At 44.6% G+C, this 20,461-nt stretch carries 20 protein-coding genes; 11 read left to right on the top strand and 9 right to left on the bottom strand.

Annotated features, from left to right (window positions below; all coding sequences use genetic code 11):
• Positions 1-137 precede the first annotated feature (137 nt).
• Complete coding sequence (locus tag AC6RV6_RS07960; protein ID WP_500240258.1) at positions 138-2,387, top strand: PP2C family protein-serine/threonine phosphatase; 2,250 nt, start codon at positions 138-140, stop codon at positions 2,385-2,387.
• 4 nt (positions 2,388-2,391) lie between these two features.
• Here the strand turns inward: AC6RV6_RS07960 and AC6RV6_RS07955 are convergent, their stop codons facing one another.
• Positions 2,392-3,120 (bottom strand): C40 family peptidase, encoded by a 729-nt coding sequence (locus AC6RV6_RS07955; protein WP_500240257.1) that lies wholly within the window; start codon positions 3,118-3,120, stop codon positions 2,392-2,394.
• On the opposite strand from AC6RV6_RS07955, the gene AC6RV6_RS07950 reads away from it, so the two are divergent.
• Positions 3,119-4,072 carry a serine hydrolase gene (locus AC6RV6_RS07950; protein WP_500240255.1) on the top strand — a complete coding sequence of 318 codons (954 nt, stop codon included), beginning with the start codon at positions 3,119-3,121 and terminating at the stop codon, positions 4,070-4,072. The genes AC6RV6_RS07955 and AC6RV6_RS07950 overlap by 2 nt on opposite strands.
• Positions 4,073-4,182: 110 nt before the next feature.
• Here the strand turns inward: AC6RV6_RS07950 and petL are convergent, their stop codons facing one another.
• Positions 4,183-4,275 carry a cytochrome b6-f complex subunit PetL gene (petL, locus tag AC6RV6_RS07945; RefSeq protein ID WP_500240253.1) on the bottom strand — a complete coding sequence of 31 codons (93 nt, stop codon included), beginning with the start codon at positions 4,273-4,275 and terminating at the stop codon, positions 4,183-4,185.
• A gap of 164 nt (positions 4,276-4,439) precedes the next feature.
• On the opposite strand from petL, the gene petE reads away from it, so the two are divergent.
• Positions 4,440-4,826, top strand: coding sequence for a plastocyanin (gene petE / locus AC6RV6_RS07940; RefSeq protein WP_500240252.1), 387 nt, complete (start codon positions 4,440-4,442; stop codon positions 4,824-4,826).
• A gap of 76 nt (positions 4,827-4,902) precedes the next feature.
• Here petE and AC6RV6_RS07935 read toward each other — a convergent pair whose 3' ends face one another.
• The 6 genes from AC6RV6_RS07935 to AC6RV6_RS07910 all read right to left on the bottom strand — a co-directional run bounded on the left by AC6RV6_RS07935 (position 4,903) and on the right by AC6RV6_RS07910 (position 10,375).
• Positions 4,903-5,952 (bottom strand): S-layer homology domain-containing protein, encoded by a 1,050-nt coding sequence (locus tag AC6RV6_RS07935; RefSeq protein WP_500240249.1) that lies wholly within the window; start codon positions 5,950-5,952, stop codon positions 4,903-4,905.
• Between the two features lie 152 nt (positions 5,953-6,104).
• Positions 6,105-6,440: a DMT family protein gene (locus AC6RV6_RS07930; RefSeq protein ID WP_500240247.1), complete on the bottom strand. Its 336-nt coding sequence runs from the start codon at positions 6,438-6,440 to the stop codon at positions 6,105-6,107.
• 43 nt (positions 6,441-6,483) lie between these two features.
• Positions 6,484-6,897, bottom strand: coding sequence for a DMT family protein (locus AC6RV6_RS07925; protein ID WP_500240244.1), 414 nt, complete (start codon positions 6,895-6,897; stop codon positions 6,484-6,486).
• A gap of 39 nt (positions 6,898-6,936) precedes the next feature.
• Complete coding sequence (locus tag AC6RV6_RS07920; protein ID WP_500240242.1) at positions 6,937-7,623, bottom strand: DNRLRE domain-containing protein; 687 nt, start codon at positions 7,621-7,623, stop codon at positions 6,937-6,939.
• Positions 7,624-7,784: 161 nt separating this feature from the next.
• On the bottom strand, positions 7,785-9,584 hold the full coding sequence (locus AC6RV6_RS07915; RefSeq protein ID WP_500240239.1) for a multicopper oxidase family protein: 1,800 nt from the start codon (positions 9,582-9,584) through the stop codon (positions 7,785-7,787).
• Positions 9,585-10,030: 446 nt separating this feature from the next.
• Positions 10,031-10,375 carry a hypothetical protein gene (locus tag AC6RV6_RS07910; protein WP_500240237.1) on the bottom strand — a complete coding sequence of 115 codons (345 nt, stop codon included), beginning with the start codon at positions 10,373-10,375 and terminating at the stop codon, positions 10,031-10,033.
• A gap of 387 nt (positions 10,376-10,762) precedes the next feature.
• Between AC6RV6_RS07910 and AC6RV6_RS07905 the strand changes: the two genes are divergently transcribed.
• The 8 genes from AC6RV6_RS07905 (at position 10,763) to AC6RV6_RS07870 (ending at position 19,973) form a co-directional block, all read left to right on the top strand.
• On the top strand, positions 10,763-11,587 hold the full coding sequence (locus tag AC6RV6_RS07905) for a class I SAM-dependent methyltransferase (protein WP_500240236.1): 825 nt from the start codon (positions 10,763-10,765) through the stop codon (positions 11,585-11,587).
• Positions 11,588-11,623: 36 nt separating this feature from the next.
• Complete coding sequence (locus AC6RV6_RS07900) at positions 11,624-12,460, top strand: amino acid kinase family protein (protein ID WP_500240234.1); 837 nt, start codon at positions 11,624-11,626, stop codon at positions 12,458-12,460.
• 73 nt (positions 12,461-12,533) lie between these two features.
• Positions 12,534-13,373, top strand: a complete 840-nt coding sequence (locus tag AC6RV6_RS07895) for an amino acid kinase family protein (protein ID WP_500240232.1) — start codon at positions 12,534-12,536, stop codon at positions 13,371-13,373.
• An 18-nt stretch (positions 13,374-13,391) separates the two neighbouring features.
• Positions 13,392-15,260: a molybdate ABC transporter permease subunit gene (modB, locus tag AC6RV6_RS07890; RefSeq protein ID WP_500240231.1), complete on the top strand. Its 1,869-nt coding sequence runs from the start codon at positions 13,392-13,394 to the stop codon at positions 15,258-15,260.
• A gap of 151 nt (positions 15,261-15,411) precedes the next feature.
• The gene (locus AC6RV6_RS07885) at positions 15,412-16,743 is read left to right on the top strand and encodes a sensor histidine kinase (protein WP_500240229.1); all 1,332 of its coding nucleotides are present in this window, start codon (positions 15,412-15,414) and stop codon (positions 16,741-16,743) included.
• A 40-nt stretch (positions 16,744-16,783) separates the two neighbouring features.
• On the top strand, positions 16,784-17,422 hold the full coding sequence (locus AC6RV6_RS07880; protein ID WP_500240228.1) for a hypothetical protein: 639 nt from the start codon (positions 16,784-16,786) through the stop codon (positions 17,420-17,422).
• Positions 17,423-17,612: 190 nt separating this feature from the next.
• Positions 17,613-18,914, top strand: a complete 1,302-nt coding sequence (locus AC6RV6_RS07875; protein WP_500240418.1) for a CapA family protein — start codon at positions 17,613-17,615, stop codon at positions 18,912-18,914.
• A gap of 192 nt (positions 18,915-19,106) precedes the next feature.
• On the top strand, positions 19,107-19,973 hold the full coding sequence (locus tag AC6RV6_RS07870; protein ID WP_500240227.1) for a HEAT repeat domain-containing protein: 867 nt from the start codon (positions 19,107-19,109) through the stop codon (positions 19,971-19,973).
• Positions 19,974-19,997: 24 nt separating this feature from the next.
• Here the strand turns inward: AC6RV6_RS07870 and AC6RV6_RS07865 are convergent, their stop codons facing one another.
• Positions 19,998-20,327: an antibiotic biosynthesis monooxygenase family protein gene (locus tag AC6RV6_RS07865; RefSeq protein ID WP_500240225.1), complete on the bottom strand. Its 330-nt coding sequence runs from the start codon at positions 20,325-20,327 to the stop codon at positions 19,998-20,000.
• Between the last annotated feature and the right edge of the window lie 134 nt (positions 20,328-20,461).

The following is a 20,461-nucleotide window of genomic DNA, read 5'->3' as shown; positions in this document are numbered from 1 at the left end:
ACATCCTTTGATTTGCCTGTAGGATAGACTAGGAAGCGAACAAACTGGGGAAAATGCAGACTCCGAGATTTGCACTGACGAAGGGCGCGAAACGGGAGACATCGTTCCCCAGTTTGACAAAATTAGCGCATAATATCATGGCCAATTCAGGGGTTATTCTTCATTGTTCTCAATCGGATTGTCAAACCGCCAATCCCGAAAGCCATCAGTTTTGCTCTGCCTGTAATACGCCCCTCATTCGGCAATATTTATGGGCGATCGGTGCAGAGATCGATCGCCAACCAGGAGAACTCATCGGCGAGCGCTATCTTCTCATTCAATCGCATATCTTCCTCGACACCAAACCCGCACTACCTCCAGAATTTCCCGAAGAACCCCCAGAAGAACTTTTATCCTATCTTAGATTATTTTCCCAACGCCTCCACCTTCCTCAAGTTTACGGCAGGCTGCTTCCTGAAGAGGCAGATTCCCCCGCAACATGGCTACTGGAATATGGAACACCCCTCGATCCTCAGCAATGCGAAAATGGACAGATTTTCCCGCTTTTACCCGACCTCTGGCGACAGTCTACTGCCCTGCGTCAATTAAACTGGCTGTGGCAGATGGCTAAATTATGGCAACCCTTACAAGAAGAGAAAGTTGCATCGAGTTTACTGTCTCCTTCCCTTTTGGGCGTTCGGGGTTCCGTACTCAAATTATTAGAATTACGACCAGATCCAGAACCCCTCTCTATTGCTTGTTTAGGTGAACTTTGGTCGCCTTGGGTGTCGGATGCTTCTCCTCTCATTCGCAAGTTTTTACGAGAATTATGCGATCTCGCGATCGCAGGAGAAATTAGCGACTCTTCTCGCCTTCTCGCCCTTCTCGACTACGCGATCGGGCAATGCGGCAAGTCTCGTCAATGTCGCTATCAAATTGTTGCCCGCACGGATACGGGGAGGTTGCGATCGCACAATGAAGATGCTTGCTATCCTCCCGACGGACAAGGACTAAGCTCGCTTAAAGGCGAATGGCCTCTTGCTATTGTTTGTGATGGAATCGGCGGACACGACGGAGGAGAAGTCGCCTCTCACTTAGCCATCAATGGCATTCGCAAAGAACTACCCTCTCTCTTCGATCCACAAAATAAACCCATCGGACCCCATGCGATCGCGCAATTTCTCGAAAATACCATTCTCAATGTTAACGATATCATCGGCAATCGCAACGATAAAGAACATCGTCGAGATAAACGCCGCATGGGAACAACTTTAGTGATGGCTGTCGCTCGCAAACAACAAATGTTTTTAGCTCACGTTGGAGATTCTCGTATTTATTGGATTACTCGCGATAGTTGTCACCAAGTAACAGTCGATGACGATATTGCTTCGCGGGAAGTTCGTCTGGGATATGCTTTATATCGAGATTCTCTCACTTTTCCCAGTAGTGGCGCTTTAGTGCAAGCATTGGGGATGAATGCGTCTTCTCGTTTATATCCCAGTCTCGATCGCCTTGTTCTCGATGAGGATTGTCTATTTCTCCTGTGTTCTGATGGGTTGAGCGATCGCGATCGAGTGGAACAATATTGGCGATCGGAAATTGCCCCCATTTTAACAGGAGAAAAAAATTTAGAAACAGTTTGCGATCGCTTAATCGATCTAGCTAACGAAAAAAACGGTCATGATAATGTTACAGTGGCACTCATTCACTGCCAGATTTCCCCCCATCGAACCAATGGAAGCAATGTTATTAATTTCCCTCTACGGCAAGAGAACAATCAACCGAAAACGACTCCTCTGGCTACAGAGAAGCGCAATATTAAAGTAGAAAAACAAAACAAAAATTCGCCTTCTCTTGTACTGGGATCTCTTTTGATTCTCTTCGCAATCTTAGGAGGAGGAGGAGTATTCTCCTATTTTGTATTTCCCGAAATTCGCCACCAAGCCAACCGACTTTTAGGGAATACTCCCGTTGCCACAACTTCTACCCCGATTGATATTTCCGTCTCTTCTCCTGTTGCAAATTCTCTTGACTGGGAAAGATTAAATATTGGTGATGGAGTCTTAATAGAAGAGGCGATCGCGCTACCCAATTCACCGATAAACCCTGATGAAACCGCACGAGAATTCGTACAAATTTTACCCAAAACGGTTTTAAAGATTATCGGGAAAAGAGAGACAGTAGAAGGTGCAGTTTGGTTAAAAGTACAAGTTTGCGAATCCAAACAAAAGAGGAAGAAAGAAAGCGATCGCGAAGCTCAACTTCCTACACCACCACAAGAAGTAGAAAGTCAGCCACAGCCCCCAGAACAAACAAAAATATCAGAAGCATGGGTGCGAGTTGATATTATACCGGGCTTTGCAGGTAAACCAATTAATTCATCAGAATTCCCTCAATCTTGTCAATAATTGTTCATTGATAATTGTTCATGACTCGACCGGCACAGAGTAAATATTGGGAGTAAGTATGGGCAATTTTACCCCCTTCTGGAGAGAGAGGATCGATGCCGATACCATTGCGCCCTTTGTCTTTACCCGAACTGTGAATATACTGTCCATTGCCTAAATAAAGAGCAACATGATTCACTCGTTTTGTTTCTTGGAAAAAGATTAAATCTCCCGGTAATAATGCCTCAAAATCAACTTTCTCTGTAAAGGCTTCTTGTTGATAGGAATCCCTTGGAATCCAGATTCCTGACGCAGCAAAAGCCGCTTGCATTAATCCAGAACAATCGTAATTAGGGGCGACGGTTCCTCCCCAGAGATAATGATGATGGATTGTCATGGCCGCTTTGGTAAATGCGATAATATCGGGAATACAAGCTGCGATCGCTGCTCGGGAAAACGCGAGGGGACGATAGGGAGAAGGTGCGGGATAGAGGCGATCGCATCGTTTGCTTGGCAACCAAGCCGTATAATTATCTTCGCACAAGCAAACTGCCACTGCCGCATCCTGTTGCCGTAAAATTTTCAAATGCCTTCCTTTTGCGGCCTGCGTTGCCAAACCATCACAACGAGGAGAAGTATAGAGATCGAGGTTCGTTTTACACAAATATTCGCCACTGGCCGAAGCCGGAAGATAAACGGAAAACTCAGACATATTCATTGATAATTGCTCATTGCTCATTGATAATTGAACCATGCCTTTCTTTCAAAAACACGAACAACTCGAACAAATCGGCTCGGAAATTTTAGAGGCAACTTGGCAAAAATTTCCCAGTTTGGCACGCAATCAAATTGCTTTAACTTGGATGGTTTATGACCCTCCCGTATTCGTCAATACGGGAGGGGCAATTTCCCATGAAGAATTTTGGCATTATCCAGTCCGAGGATTCAATTATCGCGGTGTGGAACGCATTTATCCTGCCAGTCTGGTGAAATTATTCTATTTGGTGGCGATTTATGAATGGTTGGATAAAGAGATGGTCAATGGTTCTCCAGAACTCGATCGCGCCATTCGAGATATGATTGCCGAATCGAGTAATGATGCCACCAGCTTAGTGATGGATATGTTAAGCGGCACCACAAGCGGGCCGGAACTTTCTTCAGAACCCTTTACGACATGGCAATACCAACGTAATATCGTGAACCGCTATTATCAATCTTTGGGTTGGGAAGAATTAGCAACGATTAATGTCAATCAAAAAACTTGGGGAGATGGTCCCTATGGTCGAGAACGGGTGTTCGTAGGGGAAATGCTGGAAAATCGCAATATGCTGACTGCCAATGCGATCGCGCGACTCTTTCATAGTATTGTGGGTGGGGTAGCCGTCTCGAGCGATCGCTGCCAAACCATGATGAAGTTTCTCCGTCGCAGTCTCGAGCCAGTACAGTTACTCCCCGGAGATGAAAACCAAGTCCAAGGCTTTTTAGGAGAAAGTTTGCCTCCACAAGCGCAACTTTGGTCGAAAGCGGGATGGACTTCTCGGGTGCGTCACGATTGCGCTTATATTGAAGTTCCGACTCTTCCCCCTTATCTTGTGGTGGTTTTGACGGAAGGGAAAGCACAATCACAAAACCGCGAGTTATTACCTTTTATCTCAACACAAATTCTCGAAGCGATTCAAGCTGGGAAAACATGGTTGGGAATGTAGGCGATATTCTCAGGGATATTCATAGATCTGATGTTCAATTTTGCTCCCCCTTTAGACAAAAAGGGGGGAAGGAATAGGGCTATTAAAAAAATGGCTAACCCCTCAGTACATTAAATTAAGCCAGCAGCACGGAATCCCTTGTAGAGTCCAAATGCAGTGACGGTCAAAGCAGCTAAAATTCCAACATAAGCGACTACAGCCATTGAAAATCTCCTTCTTTCGGCGAATAATTAAGAGTTATTGTATCGTTTTGTTGTCTGGTTTGGCGATCGGTCTTGATTTTCTTCAAAACGAGGTTGATTCCCAACATCGAGAGAATGCGTTACAATTCTGCAACTATTCTCATTCAAGATAGGGTTTTAAAACTGTGTTTAAAAAGTTGGCGTTGTTCTTTTCTTGTATTTTATTGGTGGTGATGACTTTCGCGGTGACTGCAACTTCGGCGGCGGCTGAGAATTATACGATTAAAATGGGGGCAGATAATGGAATGCTCAAATTTGTTCCCGATGACCTCACGGTCAAACCGGGAGATACTATTGATTTTGTGATGAATAAGTTGGCACCCCATAATGTTGTTTTTAGTAAGGGTCCTGAGGGGATCGATGTCAAAACTTTTTCTTCGAATAAGCTGTTATTTTCCCCCGGACAGACTTATCGTGTCACTTTTCCTCAAGATACACCATTGGGAACTTATCAGTATTACTGTCAACCTCACAGAGGAGCGGGAATGGTTGCAAGTATCACGGTTGAATAGTGCGGTTTAAAAGATTGATGACAAAGACACAGAGAGCGAGATTTTGCTTTTTCTGTGTCTTTGTTGCCAGCAAAAATTAGCGATCGCCAGGAGTGCGTCCGCCTTCGTCATTACTTCCCCCATGAGGGCGGGAATTACCGGGATCGCAGCCTTCTGAACCGTTGCCAATCCCTTGATTGCAGTTTTGACGATTGCGCGGGGAGGTGTTAACGGTATTGGCTGGGGTCGTCCTGCGATTGATGGCGGGAAGTGGAATCCCTTCGACTCCTTCGAGATTAACGGCGTAAGGAGAAGCGATCGCTGTGGCTTTTCCGGAACTGACTAGGGCTTGATAGAGATAGGCGGCAACATCGGCACGGGTAGCAGTTTGCGTGAGATTTAAGTTTCGTACATTGGGATAGTTAACTAGCATTCCTCGCATGGCTGCGATCGCAACGACGGATCGGGCTTCGGCGGGAAGGAGATTGGCATCGTTGAATAGGCCAATGATTTTGCTGAGAACATCGGGGGTACTCTCGTAGGAGTAACCCAATCCTTGCGTTAGGGCGGTGAGGACATCCAAACGACTCATCGATCGGTTGGGGTCGAATTGGCTGCCTCGGGGGGAAAGAAAGCCCATTTGGTAAGCGGTTTGGCTGGCTTGGTAAGCCCAGTGGGTACTGGGGACATCGCTAAAGGCGATCGCGTTGCGGGTGGGGGTGCGATCGCCGAAGGCTTTGGCGATCGTGGCCGCAAATTGGGCGCGGGTGACATGATTTTCCGGCAAAAAGCGACCATTGGGAAAGCCTTTAACAATGCCAGATTCGAGGAGTTGAGAGATAAAATTGGCCGCCCAATGGGTCGTATTAATATCTTGGAATTGGGCAAGTTGATAGGAGAAGTCGATCGCCGTGCTGGGGTTGGAAAACTCTAAAACCGGCTCGTCAAAGTCGGGGTAGGGTAAAGCGGGGATCTCTGTAATGGCGGCGAGATTTAAATCGCGATCGCTGGTTTTGACAGAGGGGGTATCGAGAAGATTTTCCGGGAGGGTTTGGGAAGCGGTTGCGGCAGGCATAGCAACGGTACTGGCGAGGATCGCCCCTGCCGTTGCACGAGTCATCAATTTTACCCGGTTTGTCGGTTTCATGTCTGGGTCTTCCTTCCTTGATAATAGATTTCAGTCCCCTATACAACAGAAATGCGATCGATCCGGTTGATGTTGCAGAAGTTTGAGAAAAGTTTTTTAATGGCGATGGAAGTTTTTCTCTTGTTGCGCTATTTTTGGCTTTTTGGCATCTATCAATTATAAACAACGAGAATAATTGCCCAAGTCATTAAGAAAAAACCAAAAATTTGATAGAAATTCATTGGCTCCTTAAGAAATAAACGGGAAACTAGAGCAACACAAATCACCCCTGTGCCTAAATTAAATGCTGCCATTTCTCCTCCTGTATAAACTCCATGACCATAACGAATCGCTAAAACATTGAGAATATATTCTGGAAGCACGATCGCCCAACTCACCAAGAGAGAGAGGAAAAATCCTCGGCTGCGGAAGCGGATATGACCCAACCAAGCAAACGCCATCAGTAAACTTGATAAACATAACATTAAAGGAACTAAAATCACTGTCATCGAATATTAAATCCTAATTCTTTGTTTCTCAAATTGCTTTCAATTATCCTAGATTAGGAGATTTGCGCGTAATGAATATCATGGCAATAATCATTAGCCCAAAACCAATTAATTTTTGCAGAGATAAGGCTTCACCCAAGAGGAAACGCGAGACCAAAGCAACGCAAACGACTCCAGAACACAAGCGAAATGCAGCCATTTGCGCCCCTGTATAGACATTATATCCGAGGCGAATAGCAGAAATATTCACGAAATATTCCGGCAAAACTAACAACCAGCACAATAAGATTGCCCAGAAAAAAGGGAGTTGTTTAAATTTCAGGTGCCCCAACCATGCGATCGCCATAATCATACTCGATGTAAAAAGCAAGATAGGTACGATACAGAGTCGGTAGCGATCGGGAAGATGATGTAATTGTTTTGTCAATAAGAAACGATTAGATTTTGATTTTTGCACGAGATAAAACTCTAAAAATGGATTGATTTTTAAAAAGTGCTATTTTTGATAGCTAACACTCAATTGCGGTATTGCAAAGAAATCTTGCGTTTCCCGACTGGAAAACCCTTTCACCGATCGCGCCGTTGTTTCGTCCCCCAACAACAACCAGCCAAAATTCTCTTGAGGAGAATCCAACCATTGTTGCACATCTGTTACCATTTCCGGCGATTCCCATGTATAAATTCCTACACCTCCCACAGTTTGCACCGCACTGACGCGAGAAGCAAAATCTCCACCCACATTAGACCACAACTCCCGGTCGTAAAAGCGATGCACCCACGTTACATCCCCTTCTTTTGCCTGCGCTCCTCGTCCTCCGCGATGATAGGAATCTCCTTCTCCCCAATCCTTTAAAAGACGATGTAACTCGATGGGAAAATCTCCCTTCTGCGATCGCTCTACCGTTAACATTAAAGAGACAGCCGTTATTTTGGCATTTGTAGGAATCTCTGTCAGATCGAAAGCGATCGCACCTCTTCTGAGACTCCCTTCTGGTTGATTGGTGCGACCGACAAACAGCATTTCTCCCGCACCATTACTGAGATTTCCCGTGGCATTTTCAATTAGGGTATTATCTTGACTTGGCGAAAGCACTCGAGTTTCTCCTGCCGATACTGATGCGATCGTCGTTGTAAAGAAAAATACAGTCAGAACGATGAAAGCAAAATATCTTAATTCTTTCATTACAGTTTCCCCTCAAAGAAGAGCATATTATTTCTAGGATAACGAATCAGACGAAAAAAATGAGAAATAGCAAAATTGCAAAAGATCGCGCTATTTCTCATTCATTGTTCATTATGCAAACAAACTTCTAAAGAATCTTGAAATTTGTTGAATGATGTTAATTAAGTCTCGTTAGAGCAAGTTGTTCCCGTGCAAGGCTGACAAGGATCGGTTCCTTCTCCTTCAACTAAAACATTCTGCATCATTCCTAAATCTTCGTGAACGAGAATATGACAGTGAAAGACATACTTACCATTGTAGCCCGAAAAACGTTGTTGAATTTTGATATAACCATCATTCCCATTCGCTCGAGAAGGAATATAAAAAGTATCCCACCATTTTTGATCCGCGTCAGCAATGATTTGGGGTGTACTCATTGTATTGGGATCGAAAATTTCAACGACTCGGAAGGGATTAACATGAATGTGGAACGGATGATAAGACCCTGTTGTATTCGTAAGCGTCCATTCTTCGGCGGTATTAATATTCACAACCTGCACGGTTTCATCAGGGCCATCTGGATTGTAAGGGGTATTATCTGTTTCAAAAACTCTTTGAATCGGTTGTCCTGTCGATCCACCACAACCCCTTCCACTGGTATCAAATGAGATCGTTCGACTGTTATTGATTGTCGTAATAGGTTGTAAATAAGTAGGTGCAGTTCCCGGTATGGGATTGGGGATTTCTTTCTGCTGGTCTGTGGGAATTGGGTCTCCTTCAACGTTGACAGTGGCCAGAAGTTGAGATGTTCCTGCCGCATTTACATTAGGAAAAGCCCCTTTGTAAACTTCATATTCTCCGGCTTCTAACTGAACTAAAAAGTCGGCACGGTTGGCCGGAGAGAACTTCATTTCTGATATTGATTCTGGAGATTTTTCATAGAAGCTAATCCCATCTACCGCAATGAGAGATACGTTAACGGGATCGCCGCTATCTTTTTTCTTGAATTCTAACGTCATAAAGCCCCGAACTGTTGCGGTTGCATTAATAAAACGCCAACGCTGAAGTTCTCCGGGGCGCATGGTTAGGGTGGGTTGAGAAACCCCATTAACGGTAAACTCTTGAGAGGTGGTAATGCAGCTATAAACGTCTGTGTCATTGTTGCCAATAACTTCTTGTACGACCCACAAGATATCTTCATCAACATCGATCGCTGCTTCTCCTTCTTCCTCAACAATCAATGCACCAGCCATACCATCGACAACTTGAATCGCAGTTGAGCCATGTTTATGAGAATGATACCAATGAGTTCCAGGAGCATGAAAACTCGGCAACCAAACACAATAGTTATGTGATGGTGCCGCTTGCCCATCTTCTTCGCGAGGTTCGAGTTCGTAAAAAACGTCATCAGAAGATAAAACTGCATCTTCTCCACCAGAAACTGGCTCGTCATCAGCATTTAAGCTCATGGGTGAGACATGAAAACCGTGAAAATGCAAATTGGTTGTATTCAGACAACGGGGTTTATTGTCTGTCCCCGGACAGCCTGTATCTGGTGGTGTGGGGGTGCTACTATTGGGAGGCAAATCGTTGATTAATTGGATATTTAACTTTTCGCCTGCACTGACTTTAAAGGTCGGACCAGGTATACTACCGTTATAACATCGCGTCCCTTCACTGCGCGGATTGACTCCCGTAATGTTGATAGTATCTGTCACAACACTGAGAAGAGCAGGATCTTCAGGTGTTCCATTGGCAATGAGGTCGGGTTGAGGAAATCCACCAGTGGTCATACTGGTTGCCATTGTTGACGGGATATCCCAAGGAAGTTTAACGGCATTGGCTTTGGCAGGACGAGGCAAGACGAATGCTGCTGCTGTTGCAATTCCAGCCCCGACAAACTGACGACGATTGAACGTGGATTTAGTTGTGTTTGCCTCTGAGTTGTCAGAGGGTTGTCTCAATTCATTATTTTGTGTCATCGGATATTCTCCTTTGAATATTGCAGGGATATAAATTTGCTGTTGTCATTGGCTCGATCGCGCGAATAATTTTTTTGGATGCCAAAATCTAGGTCATTTGAATACTCGCGATGCGATCGCACTTTTTGCAAATGACTTTTCTCTCTTACGGAAAATAAGATATCTTGCTTTGATATCTATCTCGATCTGAACCAATCTTAAATTCTTTTATTTTTGAAATATGACAGGTCGTCAATAATGTTATAAATATTTACACTTTTTGCAATTAATGAAAATCCTCTTTTTCGATCGCTATTTCTGATAGTCATCATGATTATTTATGGACGCGAAAAAACAATATCCGTTGGCGTAAAATACGCTAGGATATTGTTTAATTCAGAAAGATTTTCAGATTTTTTGCTTACTTCATAAAATTGGCAAAATATGGAGGTTAACTCGATTATCCTTTATCCTTTACGAGCTTCTACTCGGATTTGATTGGCTTCATCCATTAAATTGACAATACGATTTCTCCAATTTCCACCAGTGTCTTTTGTTTTCATGGCAAGGCGACTGGAGATCCACTCGATAATTAATTGGCGTTCTTCTGCTTCGTCTCCTACATCTGCTGCCATAAAACGGAGGAAGTAAGGAACATCATAGGCAACAAAATGCCCCCAAACGTCGTAAGGTGCAACGGTCCAATCAATTTGCCACACTTGTCGTAGTAACTGGAGAAATATTTTCTCCTCGGGTGCGGATTTGCCAGCGATCGCAGCTTGCAAGGCGGCATCGAGTTTTTCTTTATTCATAACAATATCCCAAGAGAGTTTTTAAATTTGAGGACTGCTCTGCGTTGCCCTTAATTTATCACACTTTTAAAAGAGTGAAACCTTAAAAGTGCAAAGAAATATTTCACTAAGTTAAGTAATATTGTACAATTATATCGAAGATATAAAGATCTCCAAAATTCAAAAAAATATTAAATCACTCTGGAATTTATGCCCTAAACTCCATTATTGTAGATATGACTGGATTACTAGCAAAAATGAAGAAAAGAACGATCGACAGTCAAGACTTGAGAAGCGATCGCTCATTCTGGGACAAATTTGCTGGCAATCTCATGTTTTGACATCATGTTCTTTTTTAAAATACAAGATGGCAATGTTTTCACATAAAAAACATATTCCGTGCGAAAAATGCACTCATTAGAAACAACCTCGAATTCTCCTCCAGCTTCATTCGATCGCCAAGCGATCGCCTACGATCGCCGCACGGGTTTATCCGAGCAAACTTGCCGTCAGATTGTCGAGACAATACTGGAGATTGCCGCAGTCAAATCCGGAGATCTCGTGGTGGAAGTGGGTGCGGGTACCGGACAAATCGGACAATGGTTTGGACATTCACAAATTAGAGTTCGCTATTTAGGGTTCGATCTTTCTGAGGCAATGCTGGCACAATTTCAGCAACGCTTACCCGCAGGAAAACAGGATTTTATACTGCGACAAGGGGACGGAAATCAGCTTTGGCCAATCTCCGATGGTACAGCACGAGTGATTTTTGCTTCGCGATCGCTGCATTTGCTCGATCGCGATCGGGTGGTTGCAGAATGTTTGCGAATTGCCCATCCTGACGGTGCATTTTTATTCATTGGCAGCATCGAACGTCAAGAAGAAAGTGTTAAGGTTCGCATGAAACGACAGATGCGCTATCTACTCAAGCAAAAAGGCTTTCAAGGCCGAGAAAAGCATCGCGATCGCACGATTGAATTATTTCATCAACACGGTTGCTCTGTCAGTTCCCCCACTGCGATCGCGAATTGGATGGTTTCTCACACCCCCAGACAATCTTTAGAGTCTTGGCAAAATAAAGACGGTTTAGCCGGGATCGATCCACCGACAGCGATTAAACAAGAGATTTTAGCCGAATTGCAAACATGGGCAGAGTCAACCTTTAACAATCTTGACGTTCCCAGCGAATCTACAGAAACCTACCTTTTGCAAACGATACAGATTAAACGTTAACAGTTAACAGTCACCAGCGAAGAGAAACTAAAATTGATGAAAAATACTATTCTCGACCAACAAAACGAACTCCTTTCGGGACTCAGTAAATCTTTAATATCGGGTTCTTTAAGCGATCCGAATATCCTTGCTCAAACAGACAATCATCCCACCATTTCCATTTTACCCGATGCTTTCGTTCTCAAAATTGGCGGTCAGAGTTTCATCGATCGCGGACGATCTGCGGTTTTTCCGCTCATTGAAGAGATCGGCGAAAACCTCGACACCCATAAAATGATTATCGGCACCGGAGGCGGCACGCGGGCGCGACACGGCTATAGCGTCGGTTTGGATTTGGGCTTACCCACAGGAGTTTTAAGCGTATTGGGTACTTTTGTTAGCATGCAAAACGCCCGCATGATTCACTATTTGCTCGCCAAACACGGGATTCCCTTTATCGAACCCATCCAGTTTCCTCAACTGCCCCTCTATCTTGCCGAACGCGGTGCCGCCGTCTTCTTTGGGATGCCTCCTTATACCTTCTGGCACGAAAACCCCGCGATCGGTCGCATTCCTCCTCATCGCACAGATACGGGATCTTATCTTGTGAGTGAAGTGTTTGGTACCAAAGATATGATTTTCATCAAAGACGAAGAAGGATTGTACACTGCCGATCCCAAAAAAGATCGCAATGCTCAATTTATCCCCAAAATCTCCGTTGCCGAACTGAAAGCCCTAGATCTACAAGATGTGGTCGTGGAACGCCCAGTTCTTGACATGATGGAAAATGCTAAAAATCGCCGTTCGATCCGGATTATTAACGGTTTGGTCCAAGGAAACCTCACGAAAGCACTGAATGGAGAAGACATCGGTACCCTCATTTATGCCGATTAAACCGCATTAAACTCAAGCCTCATTGTCTATATTCCCTTCACTGATAACTGTTCACTGATAACTGTTCACTGAAATGACTTATACTCCCGCTAACCCAGACCAACGCAACCATCTCGAATCCATGTTGATGCGAGAAAGCCTGTTAGATCGAGATGTACAGAAATCTACCGATATGGGCGAAACTCCGATCGTGCGGATGCTACCCCACGTTCATGCCGTGAAAATTGGCGGGCGATCGATCTTGGATGCCGGGCGATCGGTAACGTATCCGGTGGTAGACGCATTGGCCGAAATTCTCAAGGAGAAAAAACTAATTCTCGGTACTGGTGGTGGGGCGCGAAGCCGTCATGTTTTTTCCATTGGTATCGATCTGGGAATGCCAGCCGGAGTATTGGCGCAACTATCGGCGGCGGATGCTTTGGGCACCGCACACATTCTCGGTACATTGCTGGCTCCTCATGGCGTAGTTGCCATTCCCCCGGAGATTTTCGGACACCTCCTTCCCCTTTTCATTCATAGCGTACCGGGAGTCATTTGCACGGGGGTTCCGCCTTATTCTCTCTGGGAACATCCCCCTGCGATCGGACGCATTCCCAGCCACGGCAGCGATGCGGGCTGTTTTTTACTCAGTGAATGTTTTGGCTGTAAAACCCTCACTTTAGTCAAAGATGTCGATGGACTCTACGATCGCGATCCCAAAACTTCTCGCGATGCTAATTTCATCCCCGAAATTTCCGTTGCTGAGTTCAAAAAACGAGAATTTCCCAGCTTACCCTTTGAACCCGTTCTTATCGATCTATTAGCACAAGCAAAATTGCTCGATCGCTTCCAAATTGTCAACGGCACCAAACCCGAACGACTCGCAGCCGCTTTAAATGGCGATCGCGTCGGGACAATCATCCACAAAGATTAATCTACAAAGATTAACATTATGCAATTCGATCTCTTTCCTCTGTGGATTTCCCTGAAAACGGCTTTTGTAGCAACAATTTTTGCGGCGACGGCTGGAATTACAATCGCCGGTTGGATGTTTGGTTATCAGGGGAAAGGGAAAGGATTCATCGATGGAATTTTTACGCTGCCTCTCGTCCTACCGCCGACGGTGGTCGGTTTTTTATTATTGCTCTTATTGGGTCGCAATAGTCCCGTTGGCTCGTTCTTACAAAAACTGGGGATTGTTCTCATTTTCTCTTGGCCGGCTGCGGTTATTGCTGCTTCTGTCGTAGCATTTCCCTTGATGTATAAAACGGTATTGGGAGCCTTCAAACAAGTCGATCGCAATTTAATCGACTGTGCGAGAACATTAGGCGCTTCAGAATTTCGCATCTTTTGGCAAATTCTGCTTCCTCTGGCTTGGCCGGGGGTTATCGGCGGTACAATTCTCGCTTTTGCGAGAGCTTTGGGAGAATTCGGTGCAACCCTGATGTTGGCGGGGAGCATTCCGGGGAAAACTCAAACCATGCCGATCGCAATTTTTTTGGCCGCCGAAGCGGGAAAAATGCAAGAAGCCCTAATCTGGACCTTGACGATGATTGCGATCGCCTTGTTAGCGATCGCTGTTATTAATCGCGGGTCGGACTCTCCAACCCTGACTCAGAGTCGCTTAGCCATTCATCTCGGTCGCTGGTTGTGTATTGTCGAACATTGGTTTGACCGCATCCTCAAAAAGTCTCGTCAAACCGCGATCGCCCAACCCAACATCACGGGAACTTCGCCAGAATTACAGGTCGAGATCCAGAAAAATCTAGCCGGGTTTAGCCTTGATAATCACTTCAGCACCGATCGCAAACCCTTGGGAATTTTGGGGGCTTCTGGGTCTGGGAAAAGTATGACCCTGCGCTGTATTGCGGGTTTGGAAACTCCCACCCGAGGGCGAATCGTTCTCAATGGGCGAATATTATTTGATTCTCGCCACCATATCAATATCCCCAGCCGATCGCGGCGTATCGGCTTTGTCTTTCAAAATTACGCCCTTTTTCCTCACATGAGAGTCGCCCGCAATATTGGCTTCGGCTTGCAAGAACTCTCGAAAGAGGAACGCCAGCAACGGGTCGGGAAATATATTCAATTGATGCAGTTAGAAGGCTTGGAATGGCGCTACCCTCGGGAACTTTCTGGGGGACAGCAGCAGAGAGTGGCCTTGGCTCGGGCGTTGGCGATCGCTCCCGAAGCCCTGCTTTTTGACGAACCCCTCTCGGCTTTGGATAGTTATCTCCGCAGCCATATCGAACAGTTGTTAACGGAAGTTTTTTCCACTTATCAAGGAGCAACTTTATTTGTCACCCACAAACTTGAAGAAGCCTATCGGGTTTGCGATCGCTTGCTAGTGCTGCATGAAGGTCGCGCGATCGCCTCCGGACGCAAGCAGGACATTTTCGAGCGTCCCTCCACTTTAACCGCCGCCAAATTAACCGAGTGTAAAAATTTTTCTCGGGTGGGTGCGATCGATGCCCAACGAGTAGAAGCCTTGGATTGGGATTGTTCTTTGCATCTCGTCGAACCCGTTCCCAATTCCTTACAATATATAGGCATTCGCGCTCATCATCTTCTTTTTCTCAATACCTCAGAAGTACAACGATCGCCTCAAAAAAATATCTTTCCTTGTTGGTTGGTTAAAAAAAGCGAAACTCAGCACCGAATGACCCTTTTCTTGCGGCTGAATTCACCTCCTGAAAATGCGATCGCTTATCATCTTCAAGCTGAAGTTTTTAAGGAAAAATGGGAGAACTTCAAAGACTTACCTTTTCCTTGGTACGTTCATTTAGATACTTTGCGCCTCATTCTCATGGAGAGAGAATAATTCACGTTGAGATTAAGTTTAGGTTAAGAAAAAGATGAGATTATTTTAATTTCCCTTGCAGAATATTGCCAAGAGAAAAACGATCTCGCAAAAAATGAAGGAGAACGATAAAGTAAAAAAGTAAATCCCACTTCACTCCCCTATTGCGATCGTGTTAACCGCACCAATGAACCTTCAATCCGTCTCTCCTTCCCGTTCTTTAGAGTTTCAACAGCTTGGTTTAGAATCGACTCTCGAAACCCTAGAGCTTTATCAATTTCAAGTTGAAGATTCGAGTATTGTTTTCGATATTGCCTGTAGTTTCGATCGCAATCCCATTTTACCCGGAGTTATCCTCACCCATCAAGGTCATTTTTGCGGCATGATTTCTCGGCGGCGATTTTTAGAGAGCATGAGTCGTCCCTATGCCCGAGAACTTTTCCTACAACGTTCCCTTAAATCCCTACACGATTTCACTCGCGTTCAATTTGAGCTTTTTACCAAAGATACTCCCATTGTCGAAGCGGCGCGAAAATCTCTCGAACGTCCTCCCGAACTTCTTTACGAACCCATTGTCGTCGAATTGAATAAACGCGACTATCGTTTGCTAGACGTGCATCATTTGCTTTTAGCCCAATCAAAAATTCATCAACTCACCAGTCAATTACTTGATGAAAGTCATTATGTCCAACAAATACAAACGGAAAAAATGGTGAGTTTGGGGCGCATGGTTGCCGGGGTCGCTCACGAAATCAGAAATCCTGTCAATTCTGTGCATGGAAATATTAATTTTTTAGCCGATTATTATAATAGTTTAGTTGAATTAGTGCAAAGTTATCAAGAAGAAATTGGCGAAAAACCCGATCGCCTGCAAGAACTGGAAGACGATCTCGATTTAGAATTTATTCTGGAAGATGCGCCTAAAATTATTAACAGTATGAAAATTGGTTCGGAACGTTTAATCGGGATCGTCACCAGTTTGCGGAATTTTTCTCGTATGGACGATCGCGATCTGCAAATTATTAATTTGCATGAATGTATTGACGGAACTCTCTTGATTTTAGAAAATCGTCTCAAACACGAAATTAAAGTCATTCGCAACTACGATCGATTACCCAACATTGCTTGCTATGCCGGCCAACTCAGTCAGGTTTTTATGAATCTTATTGCTAATGCGATCGATACGTTGATGGAAAGAAAAGAAAAAGAAGAAAATCCGACATGGCAACCGCAAATTACTGTCGTGACAAAATTTTTAGAAAAATATCGCGAACAATCGGGAATTAGTGTTAAAATTATTGATAATGGCTTGGGAATTCCTCCCGATATTCAAGGGCGAATTTTTGAGAATTTCTTCACCACAAAACCCGTTGGCAAAGGAACGGGTTTGGGTTTGGCAATCAGTTATAAAATAATTGCCGAAAAGCACCAAGGTGAGTTAAAACTCAAGTCTGAAGTGGAGATAGGAACGGAATTTGAAATTCTCTTGCCGATCGAGGGTTAAACTTAAGGAAACTCGATTCTAGAAACTAGGAGAACTTAGTATGGTTAGAACAAAGTCCGTCGTTCATTACGTCGCTGTGAGCGATCTCTCTCAACCCCCAGAAGAACACGAAGGGTTTAGAATTGAGGTGGAAGGTCGCGGAGGAGATACGAAAAAGAATCGAGACAGAGCATTAGAAATTGTCAATCAAAAGTGGGAAAATGGGGAAATTGAAGAAGATAAATTTCCCGATGGCATCACTCGAGAGAATATTTTCTATGTTCCTCCTGTCTCTGCTAAAGGTAATATGGAAGCAACCGATCGCGAATTATTACCCATTGTCCAAGGAGCACAAGAGATCGTACAGTTAACGAAACTGCAAATTGAAGTCCAAGAAGCGGCAGAAGATGCCTCTCCCTATACTCCGATTATCGAAACGATTCTAGATCGCAGTCGCCCCCTCAGCCCTGAGGAAAAAGAACTGGCAAAAGAAAAAAAATACGGTAAGATTATCGAGCGGGTGGGTGTTGCGATCGCCAATCAAGAAGAGTTTCGCGAGACTTGTACGGGAAATGGTAAGTTAATTCTCAATGCGATCGCTTGGAATTTGCAAACAAGCATCCCAGAAGCAGAAATTTCCAGTACAGCAGACTTAGAAAATGTAGAGCCAGAAACAGTATCGGAAAATAGTGAACAATAAGCAATGAGCAATAAATTATTCCTCTGATTTTCAAACGATTACTCCTGCTTTAAATTAGAGGGCGATCGCTTCTCTTTTTGATTCACTGAAAAAAAATGCGATCGCGATCGAGCATGAGAAGCCAAAAGTGCTTCTCATTTTTAATTTCCAGTGTTAGCATAGAGGGCAATTTGGTGTGAGGAACGAATTGATGTTAGTCCAAGGACGAGAAAAAATTAGAGATGAAGAAAATTCCCTAGAAAAAGAAAAAATAATGGTTTTTTGGGGGAAGCTCTTGAGAGAGATTTCCAGCGAACTGACCCCCAGCAGCCGGATTTTTTTAAGAACTCTCTTTTGTATTTTTAGTTTTATCTTAGGAGTCGGTTCCAGCACTTTTCAAGAAGTTAGCGAACTCACCGAAGAATCTACCGTTCGCTTAATTGCCGACGGTTTACCTGCAGTCCCCAAACCCGATCGCTTGCGTTTAAAAGCTGTCGGTGATATTATTCCCGGCACCAACTACCCCAGTAATCGCTTGCACCCGCGCAAAGAAGACTTATTTGCGGCAGTAGAACCGCTTTTAGAGGATGCAGAAATTGTTTTTGGTAACTTTGAAAGTACCTTGACGAATGCAACCATTTCTTCTAAACAAATGGGCAGTGGTTTAGTCTTTGCCTTTCGCACGCCTCCCGATTACAGTCAACTCATGAAAGAAGTCGGCTTTGATATTTTAAATGTCTCGAACAATCATTCTTTTGACTTTGGCGATCGCGGCTTTCAAGATACGGTTACGAATATCGAAAGTGTAGGGATTACAGCAATTGGTGAGAAAGATAAAATTGTTTATACCTATCACGAAGGGACAAAAATTGCTTGGATCGGTTTGAGTTATTTTCCCAATCAAAACTCGATCTTGAATATACCTGCGTCCTTAGCATTAGTCAAAGAAGCGGAAGCCAAAGCCGATATGGTCATTCTGTCCATTCATGCCGGATCGGAAGGAACCGCAGCCATGCACGTCAGCGATCGCACGGAATATTTTTATGGTGAAAATCGAGGCAATTTAGTCCAGTTTTCTCGCTTGGCGATCGACGCGGGTGCCGACTTGATTTTAGGACATGGACCTCACGTTCCGCGAGGCTTAGAACTCTATCGTCATAAATTAATTGCCTATTCTTTGGGCAATTTTTTAGGGTATCAAACTCTTTCTACTGAAGCGCAATTGGCTTATTCTTTGGTTTTAGAAGTAGAGTTCAACGATCGCGGCGATTTTCTCTCGGGGCAAATTCATCCAGTCCGCTTGCAGAAAAATGGTATTCCTCAACCCAGCGATCGTGGCGAAACCATCGAACTCATGCGCTATCTCACTCAAACAGATTTTCCTCATACTCCGTTAACGATTACTCCAGATGGGGAAATTCTTAAAAATGAAACAGTTTTAGCGAATGAAACGGAGCGTATCGACACTTCTCTCGTGGAGTTTTTTGTTCCAACGGGTGTTGCTGCTCCATAAAAGCGATCGGGTGCATCTTCATGGAAAAATATCAGGGCTATTCTTTCGGTTTGAATGGTGCTTAAAATAGTTGAGGAAACAAGCGATCGCGTTGACTCTCCAAAATTCAAGTCAAACAGATCGCGTTTTCCCCAGAGAATCGCTTAATATACAATTTGACTATCTTTAAAATGGGTATTAGGGAGAAGTTTTATGGATATTATTATCGGCTTGCTCATGGGGTGCGGCCTTTCAACCGTAGTCGGGACGGGGATATACCGCTCGGCTTTGGAGAAACAGCGCCGAGGTGAAGGGGCGCGTTTAGAACAACTGCGTCTTGAGTTAAACCAAGCCCATGAAAGTGAATGGCAACAGACGATCGCCGGGTTAAAAACAGAATATTTACAACAATCTCAGGAGAAAGAAAGCGAGTTAAAACAACAATTAGCCGCCGCGATCGCCGCTCGAGAAGAAGCTGAGAGATCCCTCAGCGATCGCGCGGAAGAAGCCCAACACGCGATCGCCGCTCGAGAACGAGAAGTCGAACAAACGATCGCCAAAATTGAAGAAAAACACGCCCGAGATATCGAAGAATTGCAAGCGCACAGTTCTTCTGTACCATCACCGCAACCCGTCCCGACAGCGATTCCCGAGCCACCGCCGGCAGTTCCACCCCTCGAGTCTCAGAAATACCGAGAAACCGACCGTCTAGGGACGAATCTCGTGCAACTGTTCGATAATACTTACGACCCCGATCCCGTCCTGCGCCAACAAGCCGCCCTTGCGATCGGGAATATTGCCGCAGGACAAAAAGTCAGGAGCGAGATCGAACGCGCTATTCCTATTTTAGGTAAACTATCGCAAGATACCAAGCCTGCTGTGCGTTTGGCCGCCGTGACCGCCTTGGCTCAAATCAATTCTCGCGAAGTCATCCCTTACTTGCAACGCGCCCTCAATGACTCCGATCGCAATGCGATCGTCGCTGCTAGCGAAGCCATTGCCAAATTTAAACGCCATACCCCCAAACCCGTGAAACCCATGCCTAAAAATGCCGCGGCCAAACAGGAAATTACAGGATAAACTCGATGGAGTGGTTTTCGTAACTTACGTTTCCCCGTTGATTTCGCTGCTCACTTCATAAAAAGCAGTTGTTGGCGGGGAAACAAATAAATGAGCCATTTTCTGTAAGATCTTTTCGTGAGTTTCGTTACGATTGCCATCCATGTCTTCAATATTGTCCCAGAGAATAAAAGCAATGCCTTTATCTGTATTGGGTTCTTCTCGCAATAAATAAGCCCCTTTAAAGCCATGAGTGTAAGTCGAGACCGCACTAGCAAACAAGCGTTCCGCTTCCTCAAACTTACCGGGTTTGAATTCCCCGATTGCCACATAAGCATATTTGTGCTTGAGAAAATCCATAAATTCTGCTGACATGAGATCCTCCGCGATCGGTTAGCAATTATTAGTAAACCGCAAACTCCCGATTCTCAAGCATCTTTTCAGAAAATCTTCGTTTTCCGCTTGTTTTTCTGTGGGCTTCTTCTGTTTTCCTTCTCGTTCAGCAATAA

It is taken from the genome of Spirulina sp. LEGE 11439, assembly GCF_059821285.1.
This window is presented reverse-complemented; position numbering and strand designations above follow the sequence as displayed.

Bases quoted from the DNA above. Each gene is read 5' to 3' on its own strand.
- AC6RV6_RS07960 (WP_500240258.1), top strand. From the start codon at position 138: ATGGCCAATTCAGGGGTTATTCTTCATTGTTCTCAATCGGATTGTCAA.
- AC6RV6_RS07950 (WP_500240255.1), top strand. From the start codon at position 3,119: ATGCCTTTCTTTCAAAAACACGAACAACTCGAACAAATCGGCTCGGAA.
- AC6RV6_RS07955 (WP_500240257.1), bottom strand. From the start codon at position 3,120: ATGGTTCAATTATCAATGAGCAATGAGCAATTATCAATGAATATGTCT.
- petL (WP_500240253.1), bottom strand. From the start codon at position 4,275: ATGGCTGTAGTCGCTTATGTTGGAATTTTAGCTGCTTTGACCGTCACT.
- AC6RV6_RS07935 (WP_500240249.1), bottom strand. From the start codon at position 5,952: ATGAAACCGACAAACCGGGTAAAATTGATGACTCGTGCAACGGCAGGG.
- AC6RV6_RS07930 (WP_500240247.1), bottom strand. From the start codon at position 6,440: ATGACAGTGATTTTAGTTCCTTTAATGTTATGTTTATCAAGTTTACTG.
- AC6RV6_RS07920 (WP_500240242.1), bottom strand. From the start codon at position 7,623: ATGAAAGAATTAAGATATTTTGCTTTCATCGTTCTGACTGTATTTTTC.
- AC6RV6_RS07915 (WP_500240239.1), bottom strand. From the start codon at position 9,584: ATGACACAAAATAATGAATTGAGACAACCCTCTGACAACTCAGAGGCA.
- AC6RV6_RS07910 (WP_500240237.1), bottom strand. From the start codon at position 10,375: ATGAATAAAGAAAAACTCGATGCCGCCTTGCAAGCTGCGATCGCTGGC.
- AC6RV6_RS07905 (WP_500240236.1), top strand. From the start codon at position 10,763: ATGCACTCATTAGAAACAACCTCGAATTCTCCTCCAGCTTCATTCGAT.
- AC6RV6_RS07900 (WP_500240234.1), top strand. From the start codon at position 11,624: ATGAAAAATACTATTCTCGACCAACAAAACGAACTCCTTTCGGGACTC.
- AC6RV6_RS07895 (WP_500240232.1), top strand. From the start codon at position 12,534: ATGACTTATACTCCCGCTAACCCAGACCAACGCAACCATCTCGAATCC.
- modB (WP_500240231.1), top strand. From the start codon at position 13,392: ATGCAATTCGATCTCTTTCCTCTGTGGATTTCCCTGAAAACGGCTTTT.
- AC6RV6_RS07880 (WP_500240228.1), top strand. From the start codon at position 16,784: ATGGTTAGAACAAAGTCCGTCGTTCATTACGTCGCTGTGAGCGATCTC.
- AC6RV6_RS07875 (WP_500240418.1), top strand. From the start codon at position 17,613: ATGTTAGTCCAAGGACGAGAAAAAATTAGAGATGAAGAAAATTCCCTA.
- AC6RV6_RS07870 (WP_500240227.1), top strand. From the start codon at position 19,107: ATGGATATTATTATCGGCTTGCTCATGGGGTGCGGCCTTTCAACCGTA.
- AC6RV6_RS07865 (WP_500240225.1), bottom strand. From the start codon at position 20,327: ATGTCAGCAGAATTTATGGATTTTCTCAAGCACAAATATGCTTATGTG.